General features: G+C 68.1%; 14 protein-coding genes. 5 read left to right on the top strand and 9 right to left on the bottom strand.

What is annotated here, in order from left to right; all coding sequences use genetic code 11:
* Positions 1-112 precede the first annotated feature (112 nt).
* The gene (locus tag AC3WVS_RS05290) at positions 113-910 is read right to left on the bottom strand and encodes a phytanoyl-CoA dioxygenase family protein (protein ID WP_492317682.1); all 798 of its coding nucleotides are present in this window, start codon (positions 908-910) and stop codon (positions 113-115) included.
* Positions 911-1,001: 91 nt separating this feature from the next.
* Here AC3WVS_RS05290 and AC3WVS_RS05285 point away from each other — a divergent pair, with 91 nt between their 5' ends.
* Complete coding sequence (locus AC3WVS_RS05285; RefSeq protein ID WP_492317681.1) at positions 1,002-1,907, top strand: LysR substrate-binding domain-containing protein; 906 nt, start codon at positions 1,002-1,004, stop codon at positions 1,905-1,907.
* Here AC3WVS_RS05285 and AC3WVS_RS05280 read toward each other — a convergent pair.
* Together AC3WVS_RS05280 and AC3WVS_RS05275 are read right to left on the bottom strand one after the other, a co-directional pair.
* Positions 1,904-3,034 carry an anhydro-N-acetylmuramic acid kinase gene (locus AC3WVS_RS05280; protein WP_492317680.1) on the bottom strand — a complete coding sequence of 377 codons (1,131 nt, stop codon included), beginning with the start codon at positions 3,032-3,034 and terminating at the stop codon, positions 1,904-1,906. The genes AC3WVS_RS05285 and AC3WVS_RS05280 overlap by 4 nt on opposite strands.
* Positions 3,035-3,045: 11 nt before the next feature.
* Positions 3,046-4,437, bottom strand: a complete 1,392-nt coding sequence (locus AC3WVS_RS05275) for a M23 family metallopeptidase (protein WP_492317679.1) — start codon at positions 4,435-4,437, stop codon at positions 3,046-3,048.
* Between the two features lie 245 nt (positions 4,438-4,682).
* On the opposite strand from AC3WVS_RS05275, the gene tyrS reads away from it, so the two are divergent.
* The 4 genes from tyrS (at position 4,683) to AC3WVS_RS05255 (ending at position 7,833) form a co-directional block, all read left to right on the top strand.
* Positions 4,683-5,924, top strand: a complete 1,242-nt coding sequence (tyrS, locus tag AC3WVS_RS05270; protein WP_492317678.1) for a tyrosine--tRNA ligase — start codon at positions 4,683-4,685, stop codon at positions 5,922-5,924.
* A gap of 10 nt (positions 5,925-5,934) precedes the next feature.
* Positions 5,935-6,396 carry a D-aminoacyl-tRNA deacylase gene (gene dtd, locus AC3WVS_RS05265; protein ID WP_010813898.1) on the top strand — a complete coding sequence of 154 codons (462 nt, stop codon included), beginning with the start codon at positions 5,935-5,937 and terminating at the stop codon, positions 6,394-6,396.
* 51 nt (positions 6,397-6,447) lie between these two features.
* A complete protein-coding gene (locus AC3WVS_RS05260; RefSeq protein WP_010813897.1) occupies positions 6,448-7,095 on the top strand; it encodes a YbhB/YbcL family Raf kinase inhibitor-like protein in 648 nt (215 codons plus the stop codon).
* Positions 7,096-7,158: 63 nt separating this feature from the next.
* A complete protein-coding gene (locus tag AC3WVS_RS05255; protein ID WP_010813896.1) occupies positions 7,159-7,833 on the top strand; it encodes a histidine phosphatase family protein in 675 nt (224 codons plus the stop codon).
* 2 nt (positions 7,834-7,835) lie between these two features.
* Here AC3WVS_RS05255 and AC3WVS_RS05250 read toward each other — a convergent pair whose 3' ends face one another.
* From AC3WVS_RS05250 to AC3WVS_RS05225, 6 genes are all read right to left on the bottom strand, one after another.
* The gene (locus AC3WVS_RS05250) at positions 7,836-8,561 is read right to left on the bottom strand and encodes a queuosine precursor transporter (RefSeq protein ID WP_010813895.1); all 726 of its coding nucleotides are present in this window, start codon (positions 8,559-8,561) and stop codon (positions 7,836-7,838) included.
* A 159-nt stretch (positions 8,562-8,720) separates the two neighbouring features.
* Positions 8,721-9,305, bottom strand: a complete 585-nt coding sequence (locus AC3WVS_RS05245; protein WP_010813894.1) for a BPSL1445 family SYLF domain-containing lipoprotein — start codon at positions 9,303-9,305, stop codon at positions 8,721-8,723.
* 44 nt (positions 9,306-9,349) lie between these two features.
* The gene (locus tag AC3WVS_RS05240; protein WP_492317677.1) at positions 9,350-9,943 is read right to left on the bottom strand and encodes a hypothetical protein; all 594 of its coding nucleotides are present in this window, start codon (positions 9,941-9,943) and stop codon (positions 9,350-9,352) included.
* A gap of 208 nt (positions 9,944-10,151) precedes the next feature.
* On the bottom strand, positions 10,152-11,210 hold the full coding sequence (gene ruvB, locus AC3WVS_RS05235) for a Holliday junction branch migration DNA helicase RuvB (protein WP_010813892.1): 1,059 nt from the start codon (positions 11,208-11,210) through the stop codon (positions 10,152-10,154).
* 58 nt (positions 11,211-11,268) lie between these two features.
* Positions 11,269-11,850 carry a Holliday junction branch migration protein RuvA gene (gene ruvA / locus AC3WVS_RS05230; RefSeq protein WP_010813891.1) on the bottom strand — a complete coding sequence of 194 codons (582 nt, stop codon included), beginning with the start codon at positions 11,848-11,850 and terminating at the stop codon, positions 11,269-11,271.
* A 77-nt stretch (positions 11,851-11,927) separates the two neighbouring features.
* Positions 11,928-13,160, bottom strand: a complete 1,233-nt coding sequence (locus AC3WVS_RS05225) for a glycerophosphodiester phosphodiesterase (protein WP_492317676.1) — start codon at positions 13,158-13,160, stop codon at positions 11,928-11,930.
* Positions 13,161-13,214 lie beyond the last annotated feature (54 nt).

The following is a 13,214-nucleotide window of genomic DNA, read 5'->3' as shown; positions in this document are numbered from 1 at the left end:
CATTGCGGCTTGCGGTTTACAACTGCTTCGGCGGCTAACAATGAAAAATGCCGTTCAGTCTTAACTGAACGGCATTACACCTTCGGGTGCGTTTTTTCTTTTCCGCGATGGCTTACTGCGCGGCGCGCCAGACCACGGGAAACCAGTCTTCGCGCATGCGCTCGCCGGTCTGCTGATCGATGCCGGGGAAGGGCGGCGAAGTGCGCCCGGGCCGCTGCATGAAGCGCACGTCGTCGCCCAGGAAGCGCGCCGAGAACGCGCGCCGGCGCCCGGTGCCGGTATTGCCGGCGGCGCCGTGCACGGTGCGGAAGTCGAACACCACGGCATCGCCTGGCTCAAGTTCGGGGGCGAGCAGGGTGTGGCTGCCATCCTCCACGTCCGGCATCTCCATGAAGGCATCGTCGCCCCCATAGAAGTTCTCGTTGCTGGCCCAGCGCTTGGGCCGCACCAGCCGCGGCCAGCGGTGCGAGCCAGCCACCACGCGCAGGGTGTTGGCCTGCGTCACCGGATCCAGCGGGATCCAGTAGCTCGCGGTCTGGGTGCCGTCGACACAGTAATAGGGCAGGTCCTGGTGCCACGGCGTGGGCTTGGCCGTGCCGGGCTCCTTGACCAGGATGTGTTCGTGGAACACCTGCACCGCCTGTGACTGCATGATGCGCCCGGCAATGGCGGCCGCCAGCGACTGGCGGATAAAGTCATCGAACGGCGCAATGCGCTGCCAGTTGCAGTAGTCCTCGAAGAAGCGCCCGCTTTCGCCGGGCCTTACGTTCTCGATGGCGAAGGGACCGGGCTCGGCCAGGTTCTGCGCAAAGCCGTCGCGCAGCCGTTCGACCCAGTCGGTGAAGGCGCCGCGCAGCACCAGCACGCCGTCGCGCTGGTAGGTGTCGATCTGTTCCTGGGTGATGTTCATGGCGATCTTGTGTGGGGGGCGATGTGCCCAGTATCGCCATGCATAGTGGATAGGAAAAGCATATATTTCCTATGTTGCGATATAGGAAATCATGATTCCCTTCTCCTTCCGCCAGCTCGAATACTTTGTCGCTGCAGCCGAGCACGGCAGCATCAGCGCGGCGGCTCGTGCGCGCCATGTGTCGCAGCCTTCTGTTTCCACCGCGATCGCGCAGCTGGAAGACACCCTGGGGGAGCCTCTGTTCAAGCGCCAGGTCAGCCGCGGGCTGTCCCTGACGCCGGCAGGGCAGCGCCTGCTGGGGCGGGCGCGAGACATCCTCGCGCTGGCGGCCGGCCTCACCGTGGACGACGCCACCGGCCGGGGGCTGATCGGCCAGCTCTCGCTGACCTGCTTCCAGGACCTTGGGCCGTACTTTGCGCCACGCCTGCTGGCGGGGCTGCGCCGGCACCATCCGGGCATTTCGGTGACCTTGTTCGAGGCCGACCTGGCCACCGTCCACCGCACGCTGCAGGCGGGCAAGGCCGAACTGGCGCTGACCTATGAACTGGGGCTCGATGCCCGCACCGAGCGCCGCACGCTGGCGGAACTGGCACCCTATGCGCTGCTGCCCGCCGGCCATCCGCTGGCAAGCGGCACCGATGTGAGCCTGGCCGACCTGGCCGGCGAACGGCTGATCCTCGAGGACATCCCGCAAACGCGCGAGTACTTCCTGTCGCTGTTCTGGGCGCATGGCCTGCACCCGGTGCTGCACCAGTACACGCAGACCTTCGAGATGCAGCGCGGACTGGTGGCGCACGGCTATGGCGTGGCGCTGTCGTGCACGCGCCCGGCCGGCGACCAAAGCTACGACGGCGTGCCAATCGCCTGCCTGCCGCTGCGCGAGCCAGTGACGCCGCAGCGCGTGGTGCTGGCGCGCTCGCCGGCCATGCGGGCCTCGCCGCTGGCGCAGGCGTTCATGGATTGGGTGGAGGCGGGCGGCGCGATGCGCCTGCCCTAGCGCGGATAGATCGCGCCCAGCACGCGCGGCCCGGCGGCGCCGGTCACGGTGGGCACGTTGCCGGGCAGGCGCAGCAGGCACTGGCGTGCCAGCCAGGCAAAGGCGATCGCTTCGACCTGCGACACCGGCACGCCATAGTCTTCCGAGGTCTCGATGGCCACGCCGGGCAATGCCTGCGCCAGCCGTGCCATCACGAACGCATTGCGGGCGCCGCCGCCGCAGACGATCAGGCGGCGCGCATCGGGCGCATGGGTGCGCACGTCGCGCGCGATGGCCTCGGCCGTCAGCGCCGCCAGCGTCGCCTGCACAGCGGCAGGCGTGAGGTGCTGGAACGAGGCAAGCCGGGCTTCGAGCCAGCCCGGATGGAACAGGTCGCGCCCGGTGCTCTTGGGCGGCGCCGCGCTGAAGTAGGGCTCGGCCAGGCACTGCGCCAGCAGTGCGGCGTCGACACGCCCGCTGGCGGCCCAGTCGCCGTTGCTGTCGAAGGGAAGCTGGCGGTGGCGGCCGATCCAGTAGTCGAGCAGCGCATTGCCCGGGCCACAGTCGAAGCCGCTGACGGCGCCGCCTGCCGCGGGCAGGATGCTGATATTGGAGATGCCGCCGATATTGCAGGCAACGCGGGTTTCGGTGTCGCTGCGGAACAGCGCATGGTGCAGCGCCGGCACCAGCGGCGCGCCCTGGCCGCCGGCGGCGAGGTCGCGGCTGCGGAAGTCCGCCACCACGTCGATGCCCGCCAGCTCGGCCAGCCGCGCCGGATGCTGGCTCTGGCGAGTGTAGCCGATGCCGTCGTACAGGCCCGGCCGGTGGCGGATAGTCTGGCCGTGGGCGCCGATGGCGGCCACCGCGGCCGCGTCGACCTGGGCCTCGCTCAGCAGTGTCGCCACGCAGCCGGCGTAGACTTGCGCCAGCGCATTGGCTGCCAGCGCCTCGCGATGGATCTCGTCCTCGCCCGGCTGCTGCAGGGCGGCAAAGGCCGCGCGCAGCGTGTCGGGGAAGGGCTGGCTGGCGGCCGCCAGCACGGCGGGCCGCGCACCGCTGAAATCCACCAGCACCGCGTCGGCACCGTCCATGCTGGTGCCGGACATGATGCCGATATAGCGTTCGCTGCCAGTCACGGGCTGGGTCACGATGGGCGCGGTCAGTTGGAGGCGGTCAGCACGTTGTAGGTGCGCAGCGCATTGATGCGGCTGAGCAGCCCGCTGGTGTAGGTCAGGAATTCCTGGCGCGACTTGCCGGTCAGCGTCGGCGATTCCATCAGCGTGATGGTCAGCGGGTTCTGCGGCACGTCGTTGAAGCGGAACTCATAGTGCAGGTGCGGGCCGGTGGCCCAGCCGGTCGAGCCGACATAGCCGATCAGCTGGCCCTGGCGCACCGGCTGGCCCTGGCGCATGCCGGCAAAGCCGGACAGGTGCGCGTAGTAGGTCGAGTAGCCGTTGGCATGGTTCAGGATGACGATATTGCCGTAGCCGTTCTGCTGGCCCACGAACTCGACCACGCCGTCGCCGGTGGCCAGCACCTTGGTGCCGGTCGGGGCGGCGAAGTCCACGCCCTTGTGCTGCGCCCAGTCATGATGCAGCGGATGCTCGCGGCCGCCGAAGCCCGACGACACGCGCGAGAATTCCACCGGCGAACGCAGGAACGGCCGCTTCATGCTGCGCCCGTCGAAGGTGTAGTAGGCGCCGCCGTCCTTGCTGTCTTCGGGCGCGAACCACAGCGCCTGGTGCAGCTGGTTGCGGTTGATCAGCTCCAGTGCGACCACGCGGCCGTTGCGCACGAAGGTGCCGTCGCGGAAGCCCGCTTCGTAGATGATGCGGAAGCGGTCGCCGCTGGCGATGTCGTGGTGGAAGTCGATCACGCCGGAGAAGATCGACAGCATCTGCTGCACGACTTCGTCGGGCACGTTGGCCGCGTCCATGGCCTTGAAGAAGCCGCCCGCGGAAATCGCGCCCGAGGCCATCTCGTAGTGCACGTCATTGTCGACGCGCTGCACCTTGGCCTTGTAGGTGGCGGCGGTGTTGTCGCTGGCCGCGCGCACGCGCTCGATCACCAGCTCGCGCGAGGCGGCTGCGTCGCCGCCCAGGTTGGCCTGCAGCGACACCAGCGTGTTGCTTTCGTCGATCTCCGCCTGCACCGCCTGGCCCGGGTTCAGGTTGAACAGGCCGCGCGCGGTCGGGTTCTTGACAATGAACGCCTGCGCATCGGCATCGTCCACGCCCAGCCGCTTGAGCAGGCTGGCGATGGTGTCGCCGCGCTGCATGCGTTCTTCGCGCACGTAGACGGCCTGGCTGCCGGTAAGCTGTTCAAGTTGCTCGCGCACGTCGGGCATGCGCAGCGCCTGCTGCGTGCGCGGTGCGAGCGGATCGTCAAAGGCGCTGCGCGGCGCAACGCCCATCGCCGCGGCCATGCCGAGCGTGAAGATTGCGCCCACCGAGGCCGTCAGTTGTTTGCGCCGCCGCGCGTGCTGGGGGTTGGTCGGATCGACAAGAACCACCAGCTCACGCGCGAAAACTTCGCGGAGTCTGGACCACATCACGTAAAATTCAACCTTGGTCTGAGCACCGCTGCCGGGGACGATGTGTCTCGTCTGCCTTCCTCCCCCGAGGTGCGGCGCGGGCTCTTCACTGTTATTTGGCCGCCTGCATTGCTGCATAAAGTGGCGGGTAGCGCACTGGAAAGGCTTCCGTAGGCGCCGGGAATCGCGGATTATACCAAAATCCGGCCCTGGCGGCTGTCAGGAAATTTCCTAAAATTTCAAGTATTTCAAAGACTTACGTCATGACTGAAGTTGCCACGGGCCCCACGGCCAAATACCCCCTGACGCCGTCGGTGATGCAGGCCCTGGAAGTCTCCAGGCGAGGCTGCGACGAACTGCTGATCGAATCCGAGTGGGCGCAGAAGCTGGCGCGCAGCGAGGCCACCGGCGTGCCGCTGCGCATCAAGCTGGGCCTGGATCCGACCGCGCCCGACATCCATATCGGCCACACCGTGGTGCTGAACAAGCTGCGCCAGCTGCAGGACCTCGGCCACCAGGTGATCTTCCTGATCGGCGACTTCACCTCGACCATCGGCGATCCGTCGGGCCGCAACAGCACGCGCCCGCCGCTCACGCGCGAGCAGATCGAGGCCAACGCCCAGACCTACTACCGCCAGGCCAGCCTGGTGCTGGACCCGGCCCGCACCGAAATCCGCTACAACAGCGAGTGGTGCGATCCGCTGGGCGCGCGCGGCATGATCCAGCTGGCGGCCAAGTACACCGTGGCGCGCATGATGGAGCGCGACGACTTCACCAAGCGTTTCCGCTCCGGGATTCCGATCTCCGTGCATGAGTTCCTCTACCCGCTGATGCAGGGCTATGACTCGGTCGCGCTCAAGTCAGACCTGGAGCTCGGCGGCACCGACCAGAAGTTCAACCTGCTGGTCGGGCGCGAGCTGCAGAAGGAATACGGCCAGGAGCCGCAATGCATCCTGACCATGCCGCTGCTGGTTGGCCTGGACGGCGTCGAGAAGATGTCCAAGTCAAAGGGCAACTACGTCGGCGTGACCGAGGCGCCCAACGAGATGTTCGGCAAGCTGATGAGCATCTCGGACGACCTGATGTGGCAGTACTACACGCTGCTGTCGTTCCGCCCGCTGGCCGAGATCGAGCTGATGAAGCAGGAAATCGCGCTGGGCCGCAATCCGCGCGACTGCAAGGTGCTGCTGGCGCAGGAGATCGTGGCGCGCTTCCACAGCCAGGCCGATGCCGAGAAGGCGCTGGAAGATTTCAACCACCGCGCCCGCGGCGGCGTGCCGGACGATATCCCGGCAGTGAGTCTGACTGGCGCGCCGCTGGGCATCGCGCAGCTGCTCAAGCAGGCCAACCTGGTGCCGTCCACCTCGGAAGCCAACCGCAATATCGAGCAGGGCGGCGTCAAGATCGACGGCGCCACGGTCAGCGACAAGGCCACCAGGGTGGCGGCGGGCACCTATGTCGTGCAGGTCGGCAAGCGCCGCTTCGCGCGCGTGACGCTGGCCTGAGGCGGCCGGGATGATCGCGCTGATCCAGCGGGTGGCCCAGGCCCGCGTCACGGTCGAAGGCCGCACCACCGGTGAAATCGGCGCCGGCCTGCTGGCGCTGGTCTGCGCCGAGCGCGGCGACACCGAGGCGCAGGCCGAGCGGCTGCTGGCCAAGATGCTGTCGTACCGGGTGTTTTCCGATGCGGCCGGCAAGATGAACCTGCCGGTGCAGAACATGGACGGCAACGGCAACGCCGGCGGGCTGCTGGTGGTGTCGCAGTTTACGCTGGCGGCCGATACCAACAGCGGCACGCGGCCGAGTTTCACGCCCGCGGCATCGCCCGAGGACGGCCGGCGCCTGTACGAGCATTTCGTGGCGCAGGCGCGCGCCGCCCATCCGCAAGTGCAGACCGGCGAGTTCGGCGCGATGATGCAGGTCAGCCTGGTCAACGACGGCCCGGTCACCTTCTGGCTGCGGGTGCCGCCGGCCTGAACAGATTTCAAGCTGCCGCGCTCCGGCGCGGCATCAAGACAGGAGAGACAAATGAAACTCTGGAGCAAGTCCTTCAACGACAACGCGCCGATTCCCGGCGAGTTCGCCTTCTGCGTGCCCGACGCCGCTGCCCACGTGGCCCTGTCGAACAACCGCAATCCCGACCTGCGCTGGGAAGACGCCCCGGCCGAGACGCGCTCGTTCGTGCTGATCTGCCACGACCGCGACGTCCCCAGCAAGGGCGACGACGTCAACCAGGAAGGCCGCGAAGTGCCGGCCGCGCTGCCGCGCGTGGACTTCTTCCACTGGGTGCTGGTCGACATCCCGCCGGGGCTGACCTCGATCGCGGCGGGCTCGCACAGCGACGGCGTGATCGCGCGCGGCAAGCCGGGCCCCGAAGCCACCGGCGGCACCGCCACTGCGGGCGGCCTGCGCCACGGCATCAACGACTACACCGGCTGGTTCGCCGGCGATGCCGACATGAAGGGCGACTACTACGGCTATGACGGCCCGTGCCCCCCGTGGAACGACACGCTGCTGCACCACTACGTGTTCACGCTGTATGCGCTGGACATCGACCGGCTGCCGCTCGATGGCACCTTCACCGGCGCGCAGGTGCGCGAGGCGATCCAGGGCCATGTGCTGGCGCAGGCCAGCCTCACCGGCACCTATACGCTGAACCCTAATCTGGCGAAATAACGCCTGGCCGGCGCCGCGCCAGCCGCGCGGCGCCGGCCTCAAGGAAATCCCGAAGGAAACGGCATGTCGCAAAGCCCCGGGCCGCATTCGCTGGCCTATACCCACCTGATCGTGATCCGCCACGGCGAAACGGCCTGGAACCGGGAGCGCCGGCTGCAGGGCCAGCTCGACATTCCCCTGAACGAGACCGGCCGCGCCCAGGCGCGCGCGCTGGCCACGGCGCTGGCGGGCGAGCCGATCGATGCGGTCTATGCCAGCGACCTGTCGCGTGCGATGGAAACCGCTGCGCCGCTGGCCGAGGTGCTCGGGCTGCAGGTGCGCCCCGATGCGCGCCTGCGCGAGCGCAGCTACGGCACGCTGCAGGGCAAGACCTACGCCGAAGTGGCCGAGCACCTGCCCGAGGATTTCGCCCGCTGGCAGGCGCGCGTTCCGGACTACGCACCGCCTGAAGGCGAGTCGCTGCTGGGCTTCCATGAGCGCGCGGTCGAGGTGGTGCTGGCGCTGTCGCGCCGGCATCCCGGTGAGCGTATCGCACTGGTGGCGCACGGCGGCGTGCTCGACTGCCTGTACCGCGAGGCCACCGGCATGACGCTGGAAGCGCCGCGCCAGCATGAACTGCTCAATGCCAGCGTCAACCGGCTACGCAGCGACAGCAGCCACCTGACGCTGGCGCAGTGGGGCGATGTCAGCCACCTTGAAAACCTGGCGCTGGACGAGGTGGACCGGCGCGTGCCTTAGCGCTACACGCGGACGCGGAACGGGGTGAAGTCGGTATTGCGGTCGAAATAATCCTCGTTCTCGGCCCGCTTCAGGAACCCCACCACCTTGTACGTCACCGGTGTCATCACCACTTCCCAGCCGGTCTTCAGCACGTACTGCGCCACTGCCACCTGGATCACCTTCTCCAGCGGCCAGATGCCGTAGAAGGCGATCACGTAGAACAGCGACGAGTCGACCAGCTCCCCGGCCAGCGTGGAGCCGATCGTGCGCGTCCACAGCCACCGCCCCGAGGTCCACAGCTTCATCTTGGCCAGCACGTAGCTGTTGGTGAAGCTGCCGCAGCAGAAGGCGATCAGCGAGCCGAGTGCAATCCGCCAGGTGTTGCCGAACACGTCCTGCAGGCTTTTCTGGTAGTCCGCCATGAAGGGCGCGACCGGCATGTTCAGCACCACCAGGCTCATGAAGGTGGCGAAAGCCAGCGCGGCAAAGCCGGCCCAGACCACGCGCCGGTCGCGGCCGTAGCCGTAGACCTCGGTCAACACGTCGCCGAAGATGTAGGAGATCGGGAAGAACAGCACGCCGGCGCCGAAGGTCACCGTGCCGATCACGGGCAGCGTCACCTGTGCCGCCTTGGCCGCGCCGATCAGGTTCGAGCACAGCAGCACGGTGACAAAGGCCACCATGACGAAGTCATAGTAACGGTAGACGCGGCCGGCGGGGCCTGCGCTGGCGGGGATGGCGGACATGGGGGCTCCCGGTCGGACGCGCTGGCGCGCGGTGTTTTGGGCGCGATTATGCCAGCGGGCCCCGGATTCTGCCGCGGCGTGCGCAAGCGTTGCTGCGGCCGCCTGAAATGAAAATTCCCGGCCGAAGCCGGGAACTTCAGGTGGAGCGGCGCAGCCGGGTCAGATATCCAGCTTGCTGATCTTGGAGCCGTTTACCGAGACGTCGAACATCAGGCCGGCATTGGTCTGCACAAAGGCAATCACCGGCTGCTGGCTGGTCAGGGTGTCGAGCCTGCCGTCCGCGCCGACCTTGGCCACCGCCACGTTGGCATCGGCGCCGGCGGTCCAGCCCTTGCTGGCAACAAACTTGTTGTAGGCCTCCGGGGTCATGAACATGATGATGACGGCCTTGGACTGCCCGCCGGCGGTCAGCCCGACCGAGGCCTGCGTCGTGCTGTAGTAGCCGACCGTCGCGCCCTTCGATCGCAGCGCACCCTCGCCGTACTCGCCGCCTACCACCAGGCCGGCCGAGATGACACGCGGGAACACCAGGACCCCTTGCGCACGCTGCGCCAGGTCGCGTGCGCCGGGATTGGCGGAGAACAGCCGGTTCAGCGCTCCGTCCACCCCTGCATCGATTTCCTGCTTCTTGGCGACCGGGTCCTTCGAGGCGCTGGTGCCGGTGGTGGTGCAGCCTGCCGCCATTGCGGTGGCAACGAGCAGGCCCGATCCGGCAACCCGGGTAACAAAGTGGCGACGATTCATAGGTAACCTCCTGATGGGAAAAGTACCGCGTCTGGCTCAGTGGCTCAGTTGGCTGCGGCTGCCGCGGGTGCCTTGACCGTAATGGCCACGACTTCACGGTAGACGATCTTGGCCATCTGGCCCTGCTTGATGCCGTTCAGGTCGATGGCCGGATCCTGCACTTTCACGGTGCGCAGCGTCTCGCGCGGACCGCGGAAGGTGATCAGGCGCTTGGCCGGGTCGACCTTGGTGATCTGTGCGGTCACTGTGGTGGTGATCTCGCGCATGATGCCGGGCTTGCCGCCCTCGGCGGCGCGCGTGGTGCGGTCGACCGATTCGGCCAGTGCGGTGGCCTTGCTGTCGACCGGCTCAAGCGCGGCGACCAGCGCGGCGCCACGCGCCACCGTGAGGATGTCGCCCTTGCGGATCTGGCCAAAGTTGCGGGCTTCGTCGCCAGCCACCAGTTCGACCACGTTGCCGCGCGGGCCCTGGACCAGCACGGCCTTGGATTGGGGATCGATATCGACGATCTTGCCGCTGATGACCGCCTCTTCGGCCACGCCGACCGGCGCCGGCGGGCGCTGGGCGTTGGCACTGCCGGCGGCGAACGCGGTGGCGGCGAGGGCTGCGGCGAGCAGGCTGGACGAATGGCGAATCATTGGCTTTCCTTGACGTATTTGTAAAGGTGCCGTGCCTGGCGGGGCGCGGCCATCGCAGCACCGGGCCGGTGCCGATAAAGCCATTGTGGACAATCGGCCACGGGCCAGCAATCCACTTCGAAAAAATTTGGAGCGCGAAATTAAAACGTTTAATTGGTGCTGCGCCGGGGCCCTGCCAAGGCGTCAGTTCTGCGCTGCAGCTCGCCTGTCAGGCGTCGCCGAACAGCTCGCTGGCGCCGCTGCCTTGCGGGTTGGCCAGGCCGAAATGCCGGTAGGCGGCAGCCGTGGCCACGCGCCCGCGCGGCGTGCGCTGCAGGTAGCCTTGCTGGATCAGGTAGGGCTCGAGCACGTCCTCGATGGTGTCGCGCTCCTCACCGATGGCCGCGGCCAGGTTGTCCACGCCCACGGGGCCGCCGCCGAACTTGTGCAGCACGGCTTCCAGCAGCTTGCGGTCCATCAGGTCGAAGCCGACGCTGTCCACGTCCAGCATGGCCAGCGCCGCGTCGGCCATGGCGCGGGTGATGTTCCCGTCACCCTTGACCTCGGCGTAGTCGCGCACCCGGCGCAGCAGCCGGTTGGCGATACGGGGCGTGCCGCGCGCGCGCCGGGCGATTTCCAGCGCGCCCTGCGGATCGATGCGTGCATGCAGCAGCTGCGCCGAGCGCGTGACGATGCGGGCCAGCTCATCGGCGGTATAGAACTCCAGCCGCGCCACGATGCCGAAGCGGTCGCGCAGCGGGTTGGTCAGCATGCCGGCACGCGTGGTGGCGCCCACCAGCGTGAACGGCTGCAGGTCGAGCTTGACCGAGCGCGCCGCCGGGCCCTCGCCGATCATGATGTCGATCTGGTAGTCCTCGAGCGCCGGGTACAGGATTTCCTCGACGACCGGCGAGAGCCGGTGGATCTCGTCGATGAACAGCACGTCGTTGGCTTCCAGGTTGGTCAGCAGCGCGGCCAGGTCGCCCGGGCGCTCCAGCACGGGGCCCGAGGTCTGGCGCAGGTTGACGCCCATCTCGCGCGCGATGATGTGGGCCAGCGTGGTCTTGCCCAGGCCCGGCGGGCCGAACAGCAGCACGTGGTCCAGCGCCTCGCGCCGGTTGCGCGCGGCGTGCATGAATATATCGAGCTGCCCGCGCACCTTTTCCTGGCCGACATATTCGTCCAGCAGCTTGGGCCGCAGCGCGCGCTCGAACGCCTCCTCCTGCGACGAGGCGGGGGTGGCGGCAATTACGCGGGCGGGGGCGGCAAGCTTGTCAGTTTCGATCATGGTGGTCAGGGGCCCGGACAGCGGCAACAATCCGCCATTCTACGCGCCTATGCAGGTCTCAAGCCTTGGACAATGCCTTGAGCGCCAGCTTGATGCCATCCGACACGCCGGTCCCCGCCGGCACCTGCTTGATCGCGGCGGCGGCTTCCTTCTCCGAGTAGCCCAGCGCCAGCAGCGCATTGAGCACGTCGACGGCGCTGTCCGGCACCGCCGGCGTGCCCGGCACGTGGCCCAGCTCCGCGCCCAGCTTGCCCTTGAGTTCGAGCAGCAGCCGCTCCGCGGTCTTCTTGCCGATGCCGGGAATGCGCGTGAGGCGGCCGGCTTCCTGCAGCGTGATGGCCTGCGCCAGCTCGGGCACCGACATGCCCGACAGCACCGCCAGTGCCATGCGCGCGCCGATGCCGGTGATCTTGATCAGCTCGCGGAAGGTGTTGCGCTCCGATGCGGTGCCGAAGCCGTACAGCAGGTGCGCGTCCTCGCGCACGATCAGCTGCGTCAGCAGCGTCACCGGCTGGCCCACCGCGGGCAGGTTGTAGAAGGTGCTCATCGGCACGTCCACCTCGTAGCCGACGCCGTGGCAATCGACCAGCAGGTGCGGGGGATTCTTCTCGATAAGGGTGCCGGCGATGCGTCCGATCATGGTGCGGAGGAGGGAATGGAAGGTGGGGGTCAGGGAACAGGCGGCCGCAAGTGTAGCCCAGCGGCCGCACGGCCGGGTCAGCGCGCCGGCGTATCCACCGCGCGCCGGCCCAGCGCCGGGTCGTCGGTGAAGAAGCCATCGATGCCGGCCGCGATAAAGGCCTGCACCTCCCGCTCCATGCCGGACGGGCTGCGCGTGGCGTCGTCGCCGCCGGTCTGGAGCGCCTTGGGCAGGAAGCTGTTTTCCGGACGGAAGGTGTAGGGATGGACGAACAGCCCGGCAGCATGCGCCTGGCGCACCACCGGCGTCGGCGCAGCCAGCGCGCCCTGCGCATCGCGCGGCACCACGCTGCTCTTCTCGGGGCCGATGCCGTCGGCATAGGCCGCCACCTCGCGCAGGCCGGTCGCGCCCAGCATGTCGCCGAAGGTGCGGCCGTCGCCCGCCAGCTTCCAGTCGGCCGGGCCCTTGCGCGGGTTGCCGATGAGCTGCACCAGCTTCACGTTGGGCTGCCCGCTGCCAAGCGTGCGCCGCAGCGCGCGCAGGCTGCCGGTCTCGAAGCACTGGATAAAAACGGGTGCGTTGCGCAGGTAGGGTTGTGCCCGGAGCGCGGCCACCAGCTTGTCCTCGAGCGGCAGCCCGATGCCGCGGAAGTAGCTCGGGTGCTTCAGCTCCGCGTAGATGCCGATGGGTTTGCCGGTGCGCAGCGCAGCCTGCTCGGCCAGGCGCACGATCTCGTCGAAGGTCGGCACCTCGAACTGGTCGTTCAGGCGCGCATTGTCCGGGCGCAGGCGCGGGATACGCTCACGCGCGCGCAGCGTCTTGAGCTCGGCCAGCGTGAAGTCTTCGGTGAACCAGCCGCTCACGCGCTCGCCGTCGATCACCTTGGTGCGCTTGCGCTCGGCAAACTGCGGCAGCTCGGCCACATTGGTGGTGCCGGTGATGTCGTTTTCGTGGCGCGCTACCAGCACGCCGTCGCGTGTCATGACCAGGTCGGGCTCGATGGCGTCGGCGCCGTCCTCGATGGCTTTGGCGTAGGCGGCAAGCGTATGTTCGGGGCGCAGTGCGCTGGCGCCGCGATGGGCGATCACCAGCGGTTTGGGAGGCTGGGTGGCGGCGGCCGCAGGCGCAGCGCTCGCGGTGGGTGCCGGCACCGGAGCCGCGGACACGGGCTTAGGGCGCGGCGCGGTGGCGCAGCCCGCGACCAGCGCGGCGCAGGCCGCGGCGGCCGGAAACAGCCAGCGCCGGAAGGCAAGAACAGGGAAGAGGCTGGGGCGCCGGCGCGGCGCGCTCAATCGGGACTGGCTAGGCATGCAGCGTTCCTGTGGTGAGACCAAGGCCCGATTGTAAAAGATGGGGAAGCGGGC

It is taken from the genome of Cupriavidus sp. CPT47-8839-RL05A (assembly GCF_058792255.1).
This window is presented reverse-complemented; position numbering and strand designations above follow the sequence as displayed.

What these genes read in the sequence shown, in the direction of transcription:
- AC3WVS_RS05290 (WP_492317682.1), bottom strand. Translation starts at nt 910, where the DNA reads ATGAACATCACCCAGGAACAGATCGACACCTACCAGCGCGACGGCGTG.
- AC3WVS_RS05285 (WP_492317681.1), top strand. Translation starts at nt 1,002, where the DNA reads ATGATTCCCTTCTCCTTCCGCCAGCTCGAATACTTTGTCGCTGCAGCC.
- AC3WVS_RS05275 (WP_492317679.1), bottom strand. Translation starts at nt 4,437, where the DNA reads ATGTGGTCCAGACTCCGCGAAGTTTTCGCGCGTGAGCTGGTGGTTCTT.
- tyrS (WP_492317678.1), top strand. Translation starts at nt 4,683, where the DNA reads ATGACTGAAGTTGCCACGGGCCCCACGGCCAAATACCCCCTGACGCCG.
- dtd (WP_010813898.1), top strand. Translation starts at nt 5,935, where the DNA reads ATGATCGCGCTGATCCAGCGGGTGGCCCAGGCCCGCGTCACGGTCGAA.
- AC3WVS_RS05260 (WP_010813897.1), top strand. Translation starts at nt 6,448, where the DNA reads ATGAAACTCTGGAGCAAGTCCTTCAACGACAACGCGCCGATTCCCGGC.
- AC3WVS_RS05255 (WP_010813896.1), top strand. Translation starts at nt 7,159, where the DNA reads ATGTCGCAAAGCCCCGGGCCGCATTCGCTGGCCTATACCCACCTGATC.
- AC3WVS_RS05250 (WP_010813895.1), bottom strand. Translation starts at nt 8,561, where the DNA reads ATGTCCGCCATCCCCGCCAGCGCAGGCCCCGCCGGCCGCGTCTACCGT.
- AC3WVS_RS05245 (WP_010813894.1), bottom strand. Translation starts at nt 9,305, where the DNA reads ATGAATCGTCGCCACTTTGTTACCCGGGTTGCCGGATCGGGCCTGCTC.
- AC3WVS_RS05240 (WP_492317677.1), bottom strand. Translation starts at nt 9,943, where the DNA reads ATGATTCGCCATTCGTCCAGCCTGCTCGCCGCAGCCCTCGCCGCCACC.
- ruvB (WP_010813892.1), bottom strand. Translation starts at nt 11,210, where the DNA reads ATGATCGAAACTGACAAGCTTGCCGCCCCCGCCCGCGTAATTGCCGCC.
- ruvA (WP_010813891.1), bottom strand. Translation starts at nt 11,850, where the DNA reads ATGATCGGACGCATCGCCGGCACCCTTATCGAGAAGAATCCCCCGCAC.
- AC3WVS_RS05225 (WP_492317676.1), bottom strand. Translation starts at nt 13,160, where the DNA reads ATGCCTAGCCAGTCCCGATTGAGCGCGCCGCGCCGGCGCCCCAGCCTC.